General features: G+C 70.1%; 10 protein-coding genes. 1 reads left to right on the top strand and 9 read right to left on the bottom strand.

Annotation, left to right across the window (positions count from 1 at the left end):
- Positions 1-72 precede the first annotated feature (72 nt).
- The 5 genes from ACTWP9_RS27655 to ACTWP9_RS27635 form a co-directional block, all read right to left on the bottom strand.
- On the bottom strand, positions 73-297 hold the full coding sequence (locus ACTWP9_RS27655) for an MbtH family protein (RefSeq protein WP_443249008.1): 225 nt from the start codon (positions 295-297) through the stop codon (positions 73-75).
- 1 nt (position 298) lies between these two features.
- Positions 299-9,655 carry an amino acid adenylation domain-containing protein gene (locus ACTWP9_RS27650; RefSeq protein ID WP_443249007.1) on the bottom strand — a complete coding sequence of 3,119 codons (9,357 nt, stop codon included), beginning with the start codon at positions 9,653-9,655 and terminating at the stop codon, positions 299-301.
- Between the two features lie 56 nt (positions 9,656-9,711).
- The gene (locus ACTWP9_RS27645; protein WP_443249006.1) at positions 9,712-11,097 is read right to left on the bottom strand and encodes a salicylate synthase; all 1,386 of its coding nucleotides are present in this window, start codon (positions 11,095-11,097) and stop codon (positions 9,712-9,714) included.
- A gap of 100 nt (positions 11,098-11,197) precedes the next feature.
- Entirely contained in the window at positions 11,198-12,850 is a 1,653-nt protein-coding gene (locus ACTWP9_RS27640; RefSeq protein ID WP_443249005.1) for a (2,3-dihydroxybenzoyl)adenylate synthase, read from the bottom strand.
- A 220-nt stretch (positions 12,851-13,070) separates the two neighbouring features.
- Positions 13,071-13,946 (bottom strand): NAD(P)H-binding protein, encoded by an 876-nt coding sequence (locus ACTWP9_RS27635; protein WP_443249004.1) that lies wholly within the window; start codon positions 13,944-13,946, stop codon positions 13,071-13,073.
- A gap of 343 nt (positions 13,947-14,289) precedes the next feature.
- Here ACTWP9_RS27635 and ACTWP9_RS27630 point away from each other — a divergent pair, with 343 nt between their 5' ends.
- Positions 14,290-14,595, top strand: a complete 306-nt coding sequence (locus ACTWP9_RS27630) for a GNAT family N-acetyltransferase (RefSeq protein ID WP_443249003.1) — start codon at positions 14,290-14,292, stop codon at positions 14,593-14,595.
- 101 nt (positions 14,596-14,696) lie between these two features.
- On the opposite strand, the gene ACTWP9_RS27625 is transcribed toward ACTWP9_RS27630, so the two are convergent.
- From ACTWP9_RS27625 to ACTWP9_RS27610, 4 genes are all read right to left on the bottom strand, one after another.
- Positions 14,697-15,707, bottom strand: a complete 1,011-nt coding sequence (locus ACTWP9_RS27625) for a TIGR03842 family LLM class F420-dependent oxidoreductase (protein WP_443249002.1) — start codon at positions 15,705-15,707, stop codon at positions 14,697-14,699.
- Between the two features lie 40 nt (positions 15,708-15,747).
- On the bottom strand, positions 15,748-17,151 hold the full coding sequence (gene hydA, locus ACTWP9_RS27620) for a dihydropyrimidinase (protein WP_443249001.1): 1,404 nt from the start codon (positions 17,149-17,151) through the stop codon (positions 15,748-15,750).
- Between the two features lie 201 nt (positions 17,152-17,352).
- Complete coding sequence (locus ACTWP9_RS27615) at positions 17,353-18,684, bottom strand: aspartate aminotransferase family protein (protein WP_443249000.1); 1,332 nt, start codon at positions 18,682-18,684, stop codon at positions 17,353-17,355.
- Entirely contained in the window at positions 18,681-19,523 is an 843-nt protein-coding gene (locus ACTWP9_RS27610) for a nitrilase-related carbon-nitrogen hydrolase (RefSeq protein WP_443248999.1), read from the bottom strand. The genes ACTWP9_RS27615 and ACTWP9_RS27610 overlap by 4 nt, the downstream gene beginning before the upstream one ends.
- Positions 19,524-19,629: the final 106 nt, after the last annotated feature.

Genomic DNA, 19,629 nt, shown 5'->3' with positions numbered 1-19,629 from the left:
CGGAGCCGGGGGCCGGGAGCTGACCAGCTCCCGGCCCCCGCTCTGTATTCCGGCTCGGTGTTTGTTCTTTGCTTACTCCCGACCGTCCATGGCGCGGGCAAGTGACGCGGGACGCATATCGGTCCACGAACGCTCGACGTACTCCAGGCACTCCCGGCGGCTGCCCTGGGGGTGCGCCACGCGCCAGCCGTCTGGCACCTCGATGGAAGCGGGCCACAGCGAGTGCTGGTGCTCGTCGTTGACCAGCACGAGGTAGGGCGCGTCCTCGTCTTCGAACGGGTTGGTGCTGGTGGTCATGTCAGCTCTCCTGGTCGGTGATGTACACGTCGGACGGCTGCCGTCGGCGCTGAGCGGGAACGGGCAGGTCGATGGCGCCGATGTCGCCGATGTCGCCGATGTCGCCGACCGGCCGGTCCAGGTCCGTCGTCAGCGCTTGCAACAGCTCGCGCAGCTGATCCAGGAGGATTTGCGCGGTGGCTGTCTCGATGAGGTCGGGCCGGTGGACCAGGTGCAGGCTCATCCGGGGGCCCGGCACGACCAGGAGGCTGAGGGGGTAGGCCGGAGTGTCGTGACAGTGGGCGATGGTGGCGCGAAGCTGGGCGTCAACCGGTTGCCAGTCGGCTTCCTCGACGGGGTAGTTCTCGAAGATGACGAGGGTGTCGAACAGTTCAGGATGGCCGGTCATCCGCTGGATGTCGGCGAGGCCCAGGTGCTGGTGGGCCAGCAGTTCCGACTGCTCGCTCTGCAAGCGGGTCAGCAGCTCGCCCACCGGCTCGGCCGGGTCCCAGCGCACACGTACCGGGACTCGGTTGATCAGCAGACCGACCATCGTCTCCACGCCGGGCACCTGTGGCGGACGTCCGGAAACGGTGGTGCCGAAGACCACATCGTCCTGCCCGGTCGCACGGCCGAGCAGGAGTGCCCAGGCGCCCTGGACGAGGGTGTTGGTGGTCAGGTTGCGCTCACGTGCGACCGCACCCAGCGTGGCGGTCAGTTCGGCGGACAGTTCGGCATTCATCTCCTGGTGAGGTTGTGACGGCCGGTCGGTGTTCCCCGAGGGAGCGATCAGCGAGGGACCGGCCAGGCCGGCCAACGCTTCGCGCCAAGCGGCCTGGGCCCCCTCCCGGTCCTGCGCGCGCCGCCAGGCCAGGAAAGCCCCGTAGTCAGACGCCGGGGGAAGTCCGCTGGGATCGCCGTCGGCGGCGTAGACGGTCCACAGCTCTCGCAGCAGCACGGGCATGGACCAGCCGTCGAGCAGATTGTGGTGGTGAGTGAGCACCAGGTGGTGCCGATGGGCAGACAGCCGAACCAGCGCCATCCGCAGGAGTGGTCCACGGGCCAGATCGAAGCGAAGGGCGCGTTCGGTGGCCGCCAACCGCTCGGCCTCGTCCTCCCGAGCACCCGCACCCACTCCCTCCAAGTCGACCTCTTGCCATGGCAGTTCGGCCTGGAACGGGACGACGTGCACTGCTCGGCGCAACCCGTGGTGGGGGCAGCCGACGCGGAGGGCGGAGTGCCGGTCCAGCAGCACCTGGCCGGCCGACCGCAGGGCACGAACGTCCACGGGGCCGTCCAGGTCCAGGACCAGCTGATTGACATTGACGTCCGCGTCTTCGTTCTTGTAACAGTGGAGCGTCTGCTTCAGCATCTCCTCCTGCACCGGCGTTAGCGGCCAGATCTCCGCCAGTCCCGTCCTGGCTGCCGCGGGTGGCCCGGGTCGCTCGCCGGCCGACTGCCCGCAGTGCTGGGAAAAGTCGGCCTCCAGCCGCTCGATCTGCTCCTGGGTGAGGTCGACCAGCGGTACGTCCGAGGGCGTCAGCCCGCCCATGCCGGGCCGGTCGGCGCATGCGGTGATGGCCTCCAGCGCGACGAACCACATCTGCGCGAGTTCGTCCACCGCCTCCCTGTCCAGCAGCGTTCCGTTCCAGGACCAGGAAGCCACCAGCTGAGAGCCTGCCGGGCCGTCGTGGGTGACCGCGTTGATCTCCAGGGGGTGGGGCTGCCGGATGTCCGTGCAGTCTCCCCCGGACAGCTGCGCCGCCATCTCGTCCATCAGCGGAACCCATGGTGCTTCCCCGCCGGGAGCGCTCTGCCGGCCCAGGTAGTTGAACCCCACCTGGGGGATGGGCAGGTCGGCCAGTGTGGGCGCGGTGTCGGAGTTGAGGTGGCGCAGCAGTCCGAAGCCGAGTCCCTCCCCCGGCACGGCCCGGAGTTGCTCCTTGAGGGATTTGACCGCCCGCGCCAGTTCCGGTCCCGCCGCCCGCAGTTGGGGCCAGGTCAGCGGCTGCGGGGTGAGCCGGACCGGGTGGACGCTGGTGAACCAGCCCACGGTGCGGGACAGGTCCACTCCGGGTGCCAGGTCCTCGCACCGGCCGTGGCCCTCCACGTCCACGGCCACCGCGCCGTCGGACTCTCCGCGGCGGCGGCGCCACTCGGCAGTCGCCAGGCCGAAGGCGGCCAGCAGCACGTCCTGCGCACCGGAGTGGAAGGCGGTCGGCACCCGGGTCAGCAGCGCCGCGGTGGTCTCGGTCGGCAGAGTGAGGGTCAGCTGCCTGCCCTGGCTGTCCGTCCCATGGCCGGACGTCAAATGCTCAGCGCCCAGCAGGGGTTCGGTGTCTTCCAGCATGGCCTTCCATGCGGGCAGTTCGGCCGTACGACGCGGGTTGTGGGCCTCGGCGGCCAGCAACTGTGTCCAGCGACGTACGGAAGTACCGACCGGCTCCAATGCCGGGTGTTCGGCCTCCGCTGTCTCCCAAGCCGTCCGAAGGTCCGGCAGCAGGATCCGCCAGGACACTCCGTCCACTGCCAGGTGGTGGATCCCCAGCAGGAGACGCCCGGACCGTCGTGGCCCCGCATCGAACCACACTGCTTGCAGCATCACCCCCGCCTGTGGGTCCAGCCGGGTACGTGCCGCGGCGAACTGCTCGGCCACCACCGCGTCCAGTTGCTCGCCGTCCAGCCCGGCTGTCTCCACCCGGGTCACGAGCTTCGCTGCTTCCGCCGTTCCAGGCGGCTCCACCCGCAACGACCAGTCTTCCTCGGGCTGCTGGACGGTCAGTCGCAGTCGCAGCGCGTCGTGGTGGTCGAGGAGAGCTTGTACGGCCTGCTCCGGCCGCCGCACGTTGGTGTCGGAGGGGACCCGTACCAGCATCGCCTGGCAGAACCCGTCCACGGCGCCGCTGTGCTGCCGCCACCACTCCACGATCGGGGTCGGCAAAATGTCGCCGGTGCCGATGTCCGGCTCCGTGCGCCCCTCGGCCCGCTCCGCATCCTCCTGCGACCGGGCGGCGACGGCCAGCGCAGCCACCGTCTTGTGGGTGAAGACATCCCGTGTGGTGAACACGAGCCCGGCCGTCCGGGCTCGCGCCACCAGTTGGATGGCCAGAATGCTGTCCCCACCGATCTCGAAGAAGTTGTCGTCCACGCCGACCTTGGTCATGCCCAGTACGTCAGCGACCAGTTCGGCCAGCGTCCGCTCCTTCGGAGTGCGCGGTTCGCGGCTCTCCGGGGTGGCGTGGTGCTCGGGCGCGGGCAGGGCGGCCCGGTCGAGCTTTCCGTTCGGAGTCAGCGGCAGCGCGTCCAGGAAGACGAAGTCCGCCGGGACCATATGGGCAGGGAGGGACGAGCCGAGGTGTGAGCGCAGCTGTTCCGATGTGAGCGCCCCGGCGCCCGCCACCACGTAAGCGATCAGCCTGTCCTGGCGAACGGCCACCGCCGCCTGCGCGACATCCGAACAGGAGAGCAGGGCTGACTCGATCTCTCCCGGCTCGATCCGGAATCCGCGGACCTTGACCTGGTCGTCCGCCCGGCCGGCGAACTCCAACTCACCGCCCGGGAGCCATTTCACCAGGTCGCCGGTTCGGTACATACGAGAACCCGGCGCACCGAACGGGTCGGCCACGAAGCGTTCCGCAGTCAGTCCCGGCCGGTTCAGATAGCCGCGTGCCACTCCCGCACCGGCCACATACAACTCCCCCACCACGCCGGGCGGTACGGGCCGCAAGGACCCGTCCAGGACATATACCCGTGCTCCCGTGACGGGCCTGCCGATCGGCGGGGCCGTCGAGGAGGGGGCCAGCGGCTCGCTCGTCGTCGCGCACACGGTGGTCTCGGTCGGCCCGTAGGCGTTGAGCATCCGCCGCCCGGGTGCCCAGCGTGCCACCACACCTGCAGGGCAGGTCTCGCCTCCGACGGTGAGTGTCGGTACGGACACCGAGGAGGGCTCGACAGCAGCGAGCACGGGGGCCGGTACGGCGGCGTGGGTGATGCCGGGGCCCGAGTCGGTGAGCGCGGACAACAGATCGGTCCCCGGCGCCAGTACCAGCGTGGCCCCTGTGAGCAGTGCGCTGCACAGGTCGCAGACGGACACGTCGAAGCTGGGCGAAACCAGTTGCAGAACCCGGCTGTCCGGGGTGAGGTCCAGCCGCTCGGTCTGGGCCGCGACCAGGGAAGCGATACCGGTGTGGGTGACCACGACCCCCTTGGGACGGCCGGTCGACCCGGAGGTGTAGATCACGTACGCCGGGTGCCGGGGTGACAGCGGTGTGGCACGCGCGGCGTCGGTGACATCTGCGGCGTCCATGCTCGCGATCTCATCGGCGGCTGCCGGATCGTCGACCGCCAGCACCGGCATGCCCAGCCCGTTCGGCAGCCGTGCCATCGACGCGCTGTCCGTCAGCAGCACGACCGGAGCGGCGTCCTCCAGCATGAGGGCGACCCGTTCCGCCGGATAGGCCGGATCCACCGGCACATATCCGGCCCCTGCCTTCACTGCCCCCAGCACCGCCACCACCAGGTCCACCGACCGCTCCATGACCACAGGGACCAGCGACTCCGGCCCCGCGCCCCGCCGCAGCAGCGACCGGGCCAGACGGTTGGCCCGTTCGTTCAGCTCCGCATACGACACCTCCTCTCCGCCGCACGCCACGGCCACCGCATCCGGCGATCGCCGCACCTGCTCCTCGAACAGCTCGGGCAGCACTCGCTCCGGTGCCGCCTCCTCGGTGCTGCTCCACACCTCCAGCAGCCGTTGCTTCTCCGCCGCATCCAGCACCTCCAGCCGGCGCAGCGGAGTCCCCGGTGCTGTCTCCAGTGCGGCGAGCAGGCTCTCGGTTGCGGTGCGCAGCATGCGGCACACCGCGGAGGCGTCGATCGGCTCGGCCGCGTCGACCGTGAGATCGAAGCCGGATTCCGTGGCGTCGATGGATGCTCCGAGCGGCATGTCGATCGTCTGATCGGCGTGCAGCCACTCGGCTCCGGCCAGCCGGACCTGTTCGGCCGGTTCGCCGGACGAGATGTGCCGGAAATTCAGTAGCGAGGTGAACAGGGGGCCCTGACCGGCGGCCATTCCACTCGACCGCACGGCCAGCGCCAGCGGCGCATGCTCGTGGACGAGAAGGTCGGCCAGTTGGTGATGCATGTCCCGCACCGCGTCCCTGACTCCGACGCCGCCGTCGCGTACGCGTGCGGGCAGGGTGTTGATGTACAGGCCCGGGCCCCGGTCCGAGCCCGTTCCGCCCTGCATCCGCCCGAACAGCACCGTGCCGAAAACCACGTCGTCGCGTCCGGAAGCCGCCGCGACCACCCTCGCCCATGCCACATGGAAGAGGGTTGCCGCGCTCACCGAGAGTCGGCGTGTCTGCTCCCGTAGCCGCTCGACCAGCTCCGGCTCCAGGACGATCCGCTCCCGCCGCACCACCCCCTGGTCGTCCGCCTTCGCCGGTCCGAACGGCGTGGTCGGCTGCTCCACATCGCCCAGCAGAGCGGCGAAGTGGTTCTCGTGTTCCTCCCGCGTCATCCGCAGCCGGGCCTGTCCCACGTAGTTGCGGAAGGACACCGGGACGGGCAACTCGGCCTCACGTCCCTCCAGCAGGGCGCGTACCTCCTCCAGCATGATTTCCAGGCCCTTGTGGTCCTGCACCAAGTGATGGACCTGGAGCAACGCGAGCCACCGCTGCCCGCCGGGTTCGGCCGCGGTGAGCACCCGTGCCAGTGGCGCACGTCCCACATCGAACGCGTCCCGGCCTGCGGCGAGCAGGGAGGACACCGGGTCCGTTCCGTGCTCCAGCGTGACCGCCCGCACGGGCAGGGTCACCTCTCGCGCCACGACCTGCACCGGCTCGCGCAGGCCCTCCCACAGCACCGCGGCCCGCAGGCAGTCGTGCCGCTCGATCACCCGCCGCAGCGCGGCAAGAAAGTCCTCCAGTTGTGGTTCGGTGGCGAAGCCGAGCACTACCGAGAGGACGTACGCCGCCTCTTTGTCCGGGTCGGACGCACCAGCCTCACCGGTCCGCATCAGGTCGTGGAAGAGCAGGCCCTCCTGAAGGGGCGCCAGTGGGTAGATGTCCTCCACGTTCGCCGCGCCGCCCGGGACACGGGAGACGAGCTGCCGCAGCTCCGGCTCCGTCAGCCCGGCCAGCGGCACCATCTCCGGCGTGATCACTTCCGCCCCGTCCGGGATGAGGCACGGTGGGACAGTCACCTCCCCGGCGCCGATCGCCGACGCGAGCTCGGCCACTGTGGGGGAGGCGAACAGGGTGCGTACGTCGATGCCGATGCCCTGCTCCCGCAGCCGCTCCACCAGGGCCACGGCCAGCAGTGAATGCCCGCCCAGCTCGAAGAAGTTCTCCTCCACTCCGACCTGCTTCAGGCCGAGAACCTCGGCGAAGCCCGCACACAGGGCCTGCTCCCTGGGCGTGCCGGGAGCCCGCCCGGAGTCGCCGCTGTCTGTCGTGCTGCTGGGAGCGGGCAGGGACTTCCGGTCCAGCTTTCCGTTCACCGTCACCGGGAACGCGTCCAGGAACACGAAGGCAGCGGGCATCATGTGACGCGGCAGCGCGTTCGCGACATGGGTCCGCAGGGCAGCCGCATCCGGGCGAGCCGGTTCCGGTCGGCCACCGCCCGCCTCCCCCGCACCGCGCGCCCCGCCCGTGGGGACGATGTAGGCCACCAGGCGCTGGTCGCCGGGCACGTCCTCACGCATCACCACCGCGGCCTGCTCCACACCCTCGTGCCCGGCGAGGACCGCTTCCACCTCGCCCAGCTCCACGCGGAACCCGCGGATCTGCACCTGCTCGTCCGCCCGCTCCACGAACTCCAGCTCGCCGGCCGCGTTCCAGCGCACCACGTCCCCGGTGCGGTACATCCGCTCCCCCACCGCGAACGGGCACGCGACGAACCGCTCCGCGGTCAGTGCCGCACGCCCCACGTACCCTCGGGCGACCCCTGCGCCCGCCACATACAGCTCCCCCACCGCACCGGGCGGGACGGGCTGCAACGCCGCGTCGAGCACATATGCCCGCATGTTGGCGATGGGCCGGCCGATCGGCACGTCTCCGTCGGGGAGCGGCGCTCCCGGGGGGAGCCGGTAAGCGGTGCAGCCGACGGTGGCCTCCGTCGGCCCGTACTCGTTCGTCACGGTGACGCCCGGGTGGGACTGACACCATTCCCGCAGCTGCGCCGCGTGGAGCGGCTCCGCGCCGAGCAGAAGCTCGCCTGTGGGGGCGCAGTTCTCGGGTGCCGCCTTGAGGAGGGGGAGGTGGCTGGGGGTGATGTCGAGGAACGCCGGGCGCTGTCCGTCCAGCGTGGCGGCGAGTTCCGTGCCCAGCTGGGCGACGTACATCCGGCCGCCGCTGGTGAGCAGGGCGTGGAAGGCGGTCGCCAGCGCGTCGAAGGAGATGGTGTGGTGCAGGACCGCGCTGTCGCGCAGCTCGGGGAACTCGTGCCGACAGCGCTGCACGTAGTTGACCAGGCTGCGATGTTCGACGGCGACACCTTTGGGCCGCCCCGAGGAGCCGGAGGTGTAGATCACGTACACCGTGTTCCGTACCGACAGCGGTACCCGGCGCTCCGCGTCCGTCACGTCGGAGTCGTGGAAACCGGCGAGTTCGGCCGCCGCTTCGGGATCGTCGAGCACCAGCACCGGTCCGCCGAAACCGTCCGCAGGCCCGCCCGCGGACGCTCGGTCGGTCAGCACCGCGGCGGGGGCGGCGTCCGTCAGCATGGAAGCCACCCGCTCGACGGGGTAGGCCGGGTCGATCGGCACATAGCCGCCCCCCGCCTTCGTCACGCCCAGCAACGCCACCACCACGTCCACCGAGCGCTCCATCACCACGCCCACCAGCGCCTCGGGCCCCACGCCCCGCGCCACCAGCCACCGGGCCAGCCGGTTTGCACGCTGGTTCAACTCGGCGTACGTGACCTTCCGGTCCCCGCACACCACGGCGACCGCGTCGGGTGAACGCCTCACCTGCGCCTCGAACAGCGCGGGGAACGGCACGTCAGGCATCTCCTGCCGGGTCGCGTTCCACTCGTGAACGACGCGCCGGCGTTCGGCCTCGTCCAGCAGCGGGGCACGCCCGACGAGGTCCTGGTGGGATGCTGCTGCGAGCCAGTCGAGGATGCGCAGGAACCGGTGGGCGGTGGTGCCGAGCTCCTCCAGGGTGTAGAGCTCCTGGCCGGCGTCGAAGGTGAACTCGGCGCTGTTGTCGAAGGCGCGGTCGTAGAGCGTGATCGACAGGTCGTCGCAGGGACCGAAGGAGACGAGATGTGCGCGGGTGACACACGCGCCGAACGAGACGGCGCCGAAGGACTGGATGTTGACCGAGAGTGCTACGAGGTCGCCCACGTCCCCCACCCGCTTGAGGTCGCGGACGATGTCCTCGTAGCGGTAGCGCTGGTGCCGCAGAGCTTCCCGGATGTGCTCGGAGGTGTGCGCCAGGAGTTCTCCCACCGACATCTCGGGCCGCACCGTGAAGCGGAGAGGGAGCACGTTTGCCGCTGTGCCGGGTGCCCGCCGCTGCTTGCCCCGCTGCCGGTTCAGCACCGGCAGCCCGATGAGGATGTCCTGCGCCCCGGTGGTGCGGTGCAGGAAGACGGCTGCGGCTGTTACGAGCAGGGAGGAGAACCGGGTCTCCAGCCGTTCGGCCGCCGCCTTGAGGGCCGCGATGTCGTCCGGCTTCAGGCCGTGCGTATGCCGGAGGGGCGACTGGGCCCTCGTGGAGGCCGTCCGGCCGCTCGGACTGACCGCGCGCGGCGCGTCGCCGAGGGTCTCGAGCCAGAACCGGCGGTCGTGCTCGCGTTCGGGTGCGGACCGGTATGCGGCGTCGGCGTCGAAGAGAACGGAGACCGGCTCCAGAGGGTCGCCCTGTGTCCGGGTGCCGTGCGACAGCTCCTCGTAGAGCTGTGCGGCCCGTTCGGCGACGAGCGAGGAGCCGAAGGCGTCCAGCAGGAGGTGGTGGAAGGCGTTGAACCAGAAGAAGCGGTCCGGGGCCACTGTGAACAGGGCCTGCGTGAAGAGTGGCGGCCCTGTGCCGACGTCGAGGGGCCGCCGCAGAGCGGCACACATCCACTGCTCGGCAGCACCGCGCGGGTCGGCTTCCGTGCTGACGTCGATGAGGTGCAGGGGCCAGTCGTCGGAGACTGCCGGCTGTTGGCGTGCGTCGCCGTTCTCCATGGGGATGAAGCGAAGGTGCATCGCTTGGGCTTCGCCGATGGCGCGACGCAGTGCGGTTTCGAACCGCCGCACATCCAGCGGGCCGATGATCTCCAGGTACTCGCCCGTGTAGTAGGCCGCTTCGCCCTCGGAGCTGAGCCGTTCGGCATGCCAGATGCCCAGCTGTGCGGCCGTCAGCTCGTAGGAAGTGGTGTCAGACATGCTCGCTCAAGCTCTTTCCGCCTCGGGAGGGTTCGGTCTTCGGTGAGGACGGCGCGTCAGCCGAGCAGCACGGCGGAAGAGGGCTGCGGAACCAGGCAGTCGGCAACGCTGTGCAGCTTTTCGCAGGTCTCTTCGTACTCGCGGGCCGGATCGGACTGCTCCACGATCCCGGCGCCGGCCCGCAGCCAGGTGCGGCCGTCCCGCTGGAAGATGCTCCGGAGTACCAGCGCGGCATCGAGGCTGCCGTCCGCGCCCGCGGTGAGCACCGCGCCCGCGTAGGGTCCGCGCGGGCCCGGCTCGTGCCGGCGGATCTCGTGGTACGCGGCGGACTTGGGGATGCCGGATGCGGTGACGCCGGGAAACAGCGCGGCGAACGCGTCCCACGCGGTACGTCCTGCGTCGAGGTTTCCGGTGACACGTGAGCCGAGGTGCTGGACGCTGCCGCGCTGTTTGACGGACATGAAGTCACTCACCCGCACACTGCACGGGTCACACACCTGCTGGAGCTCCTCGAAGGACGCTTTGACCGAGATCGCGTGCTCGTAGATCTCCTTGGCGTTGCGCAACAGATCAGCGCGCAAGCTCTCGTTGGCCTCCGGCACATCGGAACGAGCCCGTGTCCCCGCCAGCGGCTGGGTGGTCACCATGCCCGCTGAGGAGACCTCGGCGACCGTCTCAGGGCTGAAGCCGGCGCCGCGCAGCCGCCCGAAGTCGAACAGGAAGGACCGCGCAGGAGTGTTGCGACGCCGCCCGGCCGCGTACGTCGCAGGGAGGTCCACCTCGAAGTCCACGGGCAAAGCGCGGGAGAGGATGACTTTCTGGAGCCGGCGCTGCTCGATGTGCTCCACCGCCGTACGTACCGACTCCTGGTAGGCGGCGGCATCGTGGCGGTCGACCGCCACGCAGCGGGGCTGCTCCGGCGCGGTTCCGCCGTCGGTGGTCGCCTTGCCGACGGCGTTCGTGCCGCTGCCGACGCCCAGGAGAAGCTGCTCCAGCATCTGCTCCCGCTCAACGGGGTCGATCGCCCGGCCCCACACCCGCCCGGCGCCGAAGGACACCTCGATCCGGGGCAGCACCAGGTGCAGGAGCGGGTCGGCGGAAGGGGGCACGGAGAGACCCGCCCGGGGGTAGGCGAGCTCGAAGGCGGCCCACCCGTAGACCCGCCAGTCCGCCACGGGCAGCCCGTCGAGGAGTTCCGCCACCGGCTTCAGGTCCCGGCCGTCCCAAGGGAGCGAGACTTCGGCGCCCTGCCAGCTCCGACGGACCCGTGCGTGGTCGGCGACCAGTTCCCCGGCGATCCCTCCGGCCACGGTGTAGACGCCGTTCTTCTCGTACACCAGATAACGGTCGAAGAACTGCGACCTGACCAGTCCAACTGCGGAAGACAACGGGTCGGCTGACAGATCGGCGCAGAATTCTTCGTAGTGAGACCTCGTGGCCAAGTCCAGCTCTCTTTCCTTTTCCGGTGGGGGCGCATTCATGCAGAAACGCGCCGCCGCGCATTCACGTACGGACGTGGCGTGTTCTGGCAGCTTCGGGGGATCAGCCGGCGAGGAGCAGGTCCCGCACCTTCTTCTTGTCGGGCTTACCGATGGGAGTCAGCGGGATTTCCGGAAGAATGTGCAGGTGTTCCGGCAGCTTGAATGCGGCGACACCCTTGGCGGTGAGAAACTTCTTCACGTCGTCCAGATCGAGCCCGGTCCCGGAACGCAGTACGACGCCGAGTCCGAGACGTTCTCCGGTGACGGAGTCCGGCATGGGTACGGCAACTGCCGCGCGGACACCGGGGATGAGGCAGGCCAGGTCCTCGATCTCCGCGGCGGAGATCTTCTCCCCGTTCCGGTTGATCACATCCTTGGTCCGCCCCTCCACCACCAGATTTCCGCTCGGGTGCCGACGTACGACGTCACCGGTGCGGTACCAGCCCTCGATGGTGAAACTGCGGGTGTTGTGCGCACCCCCGCGGAAGTACCCACGCGGTGTGTAGGGGCCCCGGGTGAGCAGCTCGCCGTGCTCGGCGGGCCTGCCCTCGGCATCGACGATCCTGATCTCGTCCCCCGGGCTGATGGGGCGGCCCTGCGTGCTACGGATGATCTCCGGTGGGTCGTCGAGCCGGGTGCAGTTGAGCAGGCCCTCCGCCATCCCGAACACCTGCTGCACAGTGCAGCCGAACGTCGTCGTGAGCCCGGTGACCACAGACTCCGGGCAGCGTGCTCCGCCCACCTGGACGAGGGACAGGCCCGCGGTGGCGTAGCGGGACTGCGCAGCGCGTTCGAGCCACCGCTGGGCGAGCGAGGGGACCAGGGCCGTGGCAGTCACCTGATGCCGGTCGATGGCCGCGAAAGCGGCCTCGGGCTCCGGTGAGGGGATCAGGACCACCTTGCCGCCCGCAGCCAGGGTGCCGAGCAGTCCCGGACAGCCGAGCGTGAAGTTGTGCCCTGCGGGCAGAACCGCCAGATAGACGGTGCGCTCGTCGAAGCCGCACAGCTCGGCCATGCGGCGGAAGTTGTACTCGTAGTCATTGTGGGTGCGGCCGATCAGTTTCGGCGCGCCGCCCGTCGTTCCGCCGGACAGCAGCAGAAGTGCCAGGTCGTCGGGCGCCGGTGACCGCGCACCGGACGGCATTCCGGTGCCGGCCTCGTCCTCGCTCCCGCCCTCGTTCCCTCTCTCGCCCACCAGGGCGGAGCGGAGGGAGAGCGACGCCGGGTTCGCCGCCGGGCTCACTGCGAGTACCCGGCAGTCCTGGCCGCTCGCGGCGACGACCCGGTGCGCCAGCTCCTCGTAGTCGCACTTCCGGTCGGGCGCCCCCACTACGATCGCGGCGGCCTCCGCGCTTCGTACCAGATGAACGAGTTCATGCTCGCGGTACTGCGGCAGCGCCAGGACGGGCGCGATCCCCGCCCGCATGCAGCCGAGCACAAGAGGGACGAACTCCCAGCAGTTGGGGAGTTGCAGGACGACGTTGTCCCCGTCCCGCAGTCCCAGCCGCAGCAGCCGCGCCGTCATTCTTGCGGTGAGCCGGGCCAATTCCGTGTAGGTCAGCGAATGGCGATCGTCCAGCACGGCGACTCGGTCGCCGTGGCGCTTTGCCCATTGGGAGGGGAATTCCCCGAGCAATTGGTGACGCCAATATCCTTGACGTTCGTACTCCGCCGCGACGGCATCCGGCCAAGAAACCTGTCCTACGCGGCGCATATTCTCCCCCACAGTGCCCTCTCAACAGAGGCATACCTGCCCGGCTTCCCGAATACAAAGCTAGCGACCCATCGGGGCGGCGAACCTGCTGGCGCGGTTTTCTCACCCGATCGAGGCGCCCCGGCGGAAAGGGGGCCGCTCCCCCGGGCGGCTGCTCCGGGAGGCCCCGTTCGGCGGCAGGGCCCGGCGCTCACGGGGAGCGCCGGGCGGGGGCTGTCGGCTACCGGAAGTCGGCGGCGTGGTCGGTCACCCACTGCCGGTAGGTGCGGGGCGGGTGGCCCAGCAGTTCGGCGGCTCCCGTCACGACCGTTTCCGGGTCGGTCTCCATCGCGGCGTGGGCGTCGAGGATGCCCTCCGCGTAGGCGGGGGACAGACCGGCTGCGAGGAGGTCGGCGTGGGCTTCCTCCCGGGAGAGCTTTTCGACGGTGAGGGAGCGGCCGAGGGCCTCGGCAATGATGGCCACCTGCTCGGCCTGGGTGAGCAGTTCCTGCCCCGTGAGTTCGGGTGCCGTCCCCACCAGGTCGTCGGTCAGCAGGGCGCGGACGGCGGCGCCGGCGACGTCGGTCTCGTGCACAAGGGTACGGGCGGCCTGCGGGTAGGCGATACGGACGGGACCACCGGCGCGGACCTGGGGCGCCCAGCCCAGGGTGTTGCCGGCGAACCCGCCGGGCCGAAGCAGGGTCCACTCGGCGCCGGAAGCGCGGATCAGCCGTTCCAGCGCGGCGTGGGTGCCGAGGATGTCCTCGCCGAGCTCCGCGGTGTCGTCGTCGGACACGCCGCGGGTCGACAGGTAGACGATGCGGCGGGTGCGAGCGGCGAGGGCGGCGACGATCCCCGCCGAGCCGCGCGGGCCGGCCAGCGGCCACATGAGGAAGACGGCGTCCACCTCTCCCGCGAGGGCTTCGGTCAGGCTTGCGGGGTCCGCGAGGTCACCGCGTACGACGTCGACCAGGCCGCCGCGTGCGGCCTCGACGGCGTCCGGCAGTACGGCGGTTTCGGGGTTGCGGACGAGTACGCGTACGGCGACTTCCGCCGCGACGAGCTGTGCCGCCACCTGTCCGCCGACCTTGCCTGTCGCTCCGGTTACCAGAATCACGGCTGTGCTCCTTCGGGTGCGTTTGTTCGCTGCGCGGGTTGCTGCTGTGGGCTGCGGCTGTCGCCGGGGCGGGTGTGCCGCGTGATCAAACTCTGCAAGTTGAAGCGAGGTTCAAGTCAACTCCGCGGAGTTCTCGCCCGCCCTGACCTCTTGGCATACCGACCGATCGGTATGCTCAACGCCTACTGGTCCCGGAGCGCTTCTGCGTGCGGGAGATCCGCTCCACGCCGGGGCAACCCCGATGGACGCTGCCCCGTTGCCGGGCGCGGCCCGCACGGCGAGGCTGGCCGCATGATCCCGGCGAACACGACCGGCGCGGGCGGAGTCAGCAACGAGGGAGAGCATGGCCGACCAGCAGCAGCTCGAAATCTCCGACAACACCGCCGAGAGCCGCTATGAGGCGCGGATCGGCGGTGCCCTCGCAGGGGTCGCGCAGTACCTCCGTGCCCCCGGCGTGATCGCGGTGACGCACACGGAGGTCGAGCCCGCGTTCGAGGGCCAGGGGATCGGCGGCGCCCTCTCGCACCACATCCTGGAGACGGCCCAGGAGGCGGGCGACAAGGTGGCCCCGATCTGCCCCTTCTTCGCGAACTACATCCGCAGACACCCCGACTACCAGCCACTGGTCTACGAGAAACAGGACGAGTGACCGCGCCCCGAAGGGGCGCGGGGAACTGCGCGACCAGCCACGACGAACACGCAGCCTGCGGACGTCAAGCAGGGGCAACCCCTTCCCAGCACAGGCAAGTGCTAGGCCAGCTCCGGGATGATCGCGGAGCCGTATGCGTCGACGACATCCGACTTCGCATCGTGCATGGCGTAGAGCGCGAACTGGTCCACGCCGAGTTCGGCGAGCTCGCGGAGCCGGGTGGCATGGGCCTGCGGGGGACCCAGCAGGCAGAACCGGTCGACGATGTCATCGGGCACGAACGCGGTGTCGGGGTTGCCGGCCCGGCCGTGGTGCGCGTAGTCGTAGCCCGCGCGTTCCTTGATGTAGGAGGTGAGCGCCGCGGGTACGGCGTCGGAGTGCTCGCCGTACCGCGCGACGAGGTCCGCGACGTGGTTGCCGACCATGCCGCCGAACCAGCGGCACTGCTCACGGGCGTGTGCCAGCGCCTCCGGGGTGTCCTCGCACACGTAGGCGGGTGCGGCGACGCAGATGGTGACCTCCGCCGGATCACGGCCCGCCTGCACCGCGGCCTCCCGGACGGCGCCCACCATCCACGCGGTCAGCAGCGGGTCGGCGAGCTGGAGGATGAAGCCGTCCGCCTCCCGTCCGGCCAGCGCCAGCGCCTTGGGCCCGTAGGCGGCCATCCATACCGGCAGCTGCCCGTCGCGGACCCACGGCAGCCGCACCGGGGTGCCGTCCACCACCGCCTCGCGGCCCTCGGCCAGCTCGCGGATGGTCCGCATGGCCTCCCCCAGCCTGGCGAGGGTGGCGGGCGGGCGCCCGGCGACCCGCATCGCCGAGTCGCCGCGCCCGATGCCGCACACGGTCCGGTTGCCGTACATCTCGTTGAGGGTGGCGAAGGTGGAGGCGGTGACCTCCCAGGAACGGGTGCCGGGATTGGTGACCATGGGCCCGACGACCAGCCGTTCCGTCTCGGCGAGGATGCGGCTGTGGATGACGTACGGCTCCTGCCACAGCACCGGCGAGTCGAACGTCCAGCCGTACCGGAAGCCGTTGCGCTCGGCGCGCCGCATCAGCGCGACCGTCTCGGCACCGGGCGGATCCGTCTGGGCGACGAGTCCGAAGTCCATGGGCATACCCCTTACGAGTCCACGTTTGGTTGAGCAGCTGTCAGTTGAGAAGCTGGCAGATTCCGCGCGGGACGTACCGGCCGTGCCCGGCCCGGCCCGCGTAGCTGCCCCGTTCCACGACCGGCTCGCCGCGGGAGAGCACCGTCTCGACGCGGCCGGTGATGCGTTTGCCCTCGTAGGCCGAGTAGTCGACGTTCATGTGGTGGGTCTCGGCCGAGAGGGTCTGTTCGGCGTGCGGGTCGTAGATGACGATGTCCGCGTCCGCGCCGGGCGCCAGGGTGCCCTTCTTCGGGTAGAGGCCGAACATCCGGGCCGGGGTGGCGCAGGCGATGTCTATCCAGCGGCGCCGGGTGAGATGCCCGTCGACGACGGCCTGGTGGAGCAGGTCCATCCGGTGCTCGACGCCGGGCATCCCGTTCGGGATCTTGGAGAAGTCGCCCCTGCCCAGCTCCTTCTGGCCGGTGAAGCAGAAGGGGCAGTGGTCGGTGGAGACGACCTGGAGGTCGTCGGTGCGCAGCGCCCGCCACAGCGCCGCCTGGTGCTCGCGGGGCCGCAGCGGGGTGCTGCACACGTATTTGGCGCCGCCGAAGTCGGGCTCGGCGAGGTTGTCGGTGCTCAGATAGAGGTACTGCGGGCAGGTCTCGCCGAAGACGGGCAGGTCCATTCCGCGTGCGGCGGCGAGCTGTTCGACGGCTTCGCTCGCGGAGACGTGGACGACGTACAGCGGCGAGCCGGCGACCCGGGCCAGCTGGATGGCCCGGTGTGTGGCCTCGGCCTCCAACAGCGCTTTACGGACCTCGCCGTGGTGGCGCGGGTCGGTGCGGCCGGCGGCGAGGGCCTGTTCGACCAGGACGTCGATGGCGATGCCGTTCTCGGCGTGCATCATCGTCAGCCCGCCGTTGGCGGCGGTGCGCTGCATGGCGCGGAGGATCTGGCCGTCGTCGCTGTAGAAGACGCCCGGGTAGGCCATGAACATTTTGAACGAGGTCACGCCCTCCGCCACCAGGGCGTCCATCTCCTTGAGCGTGCCGTCGTTCACATCGGAGAGGATCATGTGGAAGGCGTAGTCGACGGCGCACCGGCCTTCGGCCTTGGCGTGCCACTGGTCCAGCCCCTCGCGCAGTGCGTGGCCCTTGGTCTGGACGGCGAAGTCGACGATGGTCGTGGTACCGCCCCAGGCGGCAGCGCGGGTGCCGGTCTCGAAGTCGTCGCTGGAGAAGGTCCCGCCGAACGGGAAGTCCATATGGGTGTGGCCGTCGACGCCGCCCGGGATGACGTACCTGCCGGTGGCATCCAGGGTGCGGTCGGCGGTGAACGACGCGGCGGCGGCGCTGTTCCGGGCGGCGATCGCGGCGATACAGCCGTCCTCGACGAGGACGTCGGCCTCCGTCTCCTCGGCGGCGGTGATGACCAGTCCGCCTTTGATCAGGGTCCTCTGGGTCATACGGTTGCCCTTCCAATGCTCTGCCATTGCTGGGCCGGTGGATTCTGCTTTCCCGGCATGGGGGGCTGCGCTTGCCCACCCTGCGCCCCTGGCGCAGACTGCCCAAGCGCGCAGGAGACGTGCCCCGTCAGGGGCGCGGGGAACTGCGCGAGCGGCCACGACGAAAGCCGCAGACGGCAAGCGGCAGCCAGGGGCAGCCCCTCAAGATGCGCTGTCGGCGACACGCAGGGCGCGTTCCAGTACGGTGGCGCCCTCCTCGGCCTCGGCGACGGTCAGCGTGAGCGGCGGCGCGATGCGCAGCACCCCGCCGCCGCCCCTGCCGATGAGGACGCCGCCCTCACGTGCTGCCTCCAACACGAGTGACGCCGCATCAGCCGAAGGCTCACCCGTGCCGGGCACCACCAGTTCGACGCCCGCCATCAGCCCGCGCCCGCGTACCTCGCGGACGACGCCGAGTCCGGACGCCGCGGCGCGCAGCCGCTCCAGCAGCAGACCGCCGACGCGGCGTGCGTTGCCCTGGAGGTCGTGTTCGAGGAGGTAGCCGAGGTTGGCGTTGGCCGCCGCCATGGTGACGGGGCTGCCGCCGAAGGTGGAGATGGAGTTGGCGTCCAGACAGTTCATGATCTCGGCGCGGGCGACGACGCCGCCGACGGACATCCCGTTGCCGATGCCCTTGGCGAAGGTGAGCATGTCGGGCGGGCCCGCGGCGTCGTGTGCCTGCCAGCCCCAGAAGTGGTCGCCGGTTCTGCCCCAGCCGGTCTGCACCTCGTCGCTGATCCAGAGGATGCCGTGCTGTTGGAGGAGCTCGCGGAAGGCGCCGAAGAGCCCGTCGGGCGGCGAGGTGAAACCGCCGACGCCCTGTACGGGTTCGGCGATCAGCGCGGCGACGTCCGAGCGGGCCTGGCCCAGCATGTCCGCCAGATCGTCGACGCAGGCTTCGATGAACTCCGCGTCGTCCAGGTGCGCGAACGGGCCGCGGCTGCGGACGCTGCCGTGGATGTAGAGGGTTTGCAGGGGCGAGAGGGAGGTGGGCGACCAGGAGCGGTTGCCGGTGATGCCGACGGTGGAGAAGGAGCGGCCGTGATAGCTGTTGCGCATCGCCAGCACCTGGTTGGACCGGCGATAGGTGGTGGCCAGCAGCAGCGCGGCGTCGTTGGCCTCGGTACCCGAAGTGGTGAAGAAGACCCGCGCATCGGGGATGCCGGAGAGCGCGGCGATGCGCTCGGCGAGCTCCACCATGGGGCGGTTGAGATAGAGGGTGGAGGTGTGCAGGACACGCCCGGCCTGCTCGGCGACGGCCTTGGTGACCTCGGGCAGCGCATGGGCCGTCATGGTGGTGAGGATGCCGCCGAAGAAATCGAGATAGCGGCGCCCTTCGGCGTCCCAGACGTGCCGCCCCTCGCCGTGTGTGAGCTCCAGCGGCTCGGCGTAGTAGAGGGCCAGCCAGTCGGGCAGTACCGCCTGGTGCCGGGTGTGCAGTTCGCGGTGGACGTCGGTACGGATGCCGGGCGAAGGATCGGGCCGGGCGCTCACGGCTGCACCAGCCCTTCGTAGGCGTCCGGGCGTCGGTCCCGGTAGAAGGCCCACTGTTGCCGAACTTCGTCGATCATTCCCATGTCCAGGTCACGGACCAGCAGTTCCTCCTCCTTGTCCGAGGCGAGGTCACCGACGATCTGGCCGCGCGGGTCGACGAAGTAGCTCGTTCCGTAGAAGTCGTTGTCGCCCAGCTCCTCGGTGCCGACGCGGTTGATGGCGGCGATGAAGTACTCGTTGGCGACGGCGGCGGCGGGTTGTTCGAGCTGCCAGAGATAGGCGGAGAGGCCGCGCGAGGTGGCCGACGGGTTGTAGACGAGCTGCGCGCCGGCCAGGCCCAGCGCCCGCCAGCCCTCGGGGAAGTGCCGGTCGTAGCAGATGTAGACGCCGACCTTGCCCACGGCGGTGTCGAACACCGGCCAGCCGAGATTCCCTGGACGGAAGTAGTACTTCTCCCAGAACCCCTTGACCTGCGGAATGTGGTGTTTGCGGTAGGTGCCCAGCACGGTGCCGTCGGCGTCGATGACGGCGGCGGTGTTGTAGTAGAAGCCGGAACCGTCGACCTCGAAGACCGGGGAGACGACGACCATCCCGGTCTCCCGCGCCAGCTCCTGCATCCGCCGGGTGGTGGGCCCGTCCGGGACCGGCTCGGCCCAGCGGTAGTGCTCCGGGTCCTGGACCTGGCAGAAGTAGGGGGCGTTGAAGACCTCCTGGAAGCCGATGATCCGCGCACCCCGGCGAGCGGCCTCTCGGGCGTGCTCCTCGTGCTTGGCGATCATCGACTCGGTGTCGCCTGTCCAGGTCGCCTGGACCAGCGCGGCACGTACAAGGTCGGGCATGAGCAGCTCCTTCACGAGGATGTTCTCGAGGGCGGCAGCCTGTTCGACACGCGTAGATATACGTGAGGTTGAGACCGTAAGTCCCCTCTCCCCGCCTGACAAGAAC

The organism is Streptomyces sp. 3N207 (assembly GCF_052246355.1).
In the GTDB taxonomy this organism is placed as follows: Bacteria; Actinomycetota; Actinomycetes; order Streptomycetales; family Streptomycetaceae; genus Streptomyces.
Note: the sequence above shows the minus strand (reverse complement) of the source record. Positions and strands in the feature narration are given on the sequence as shown.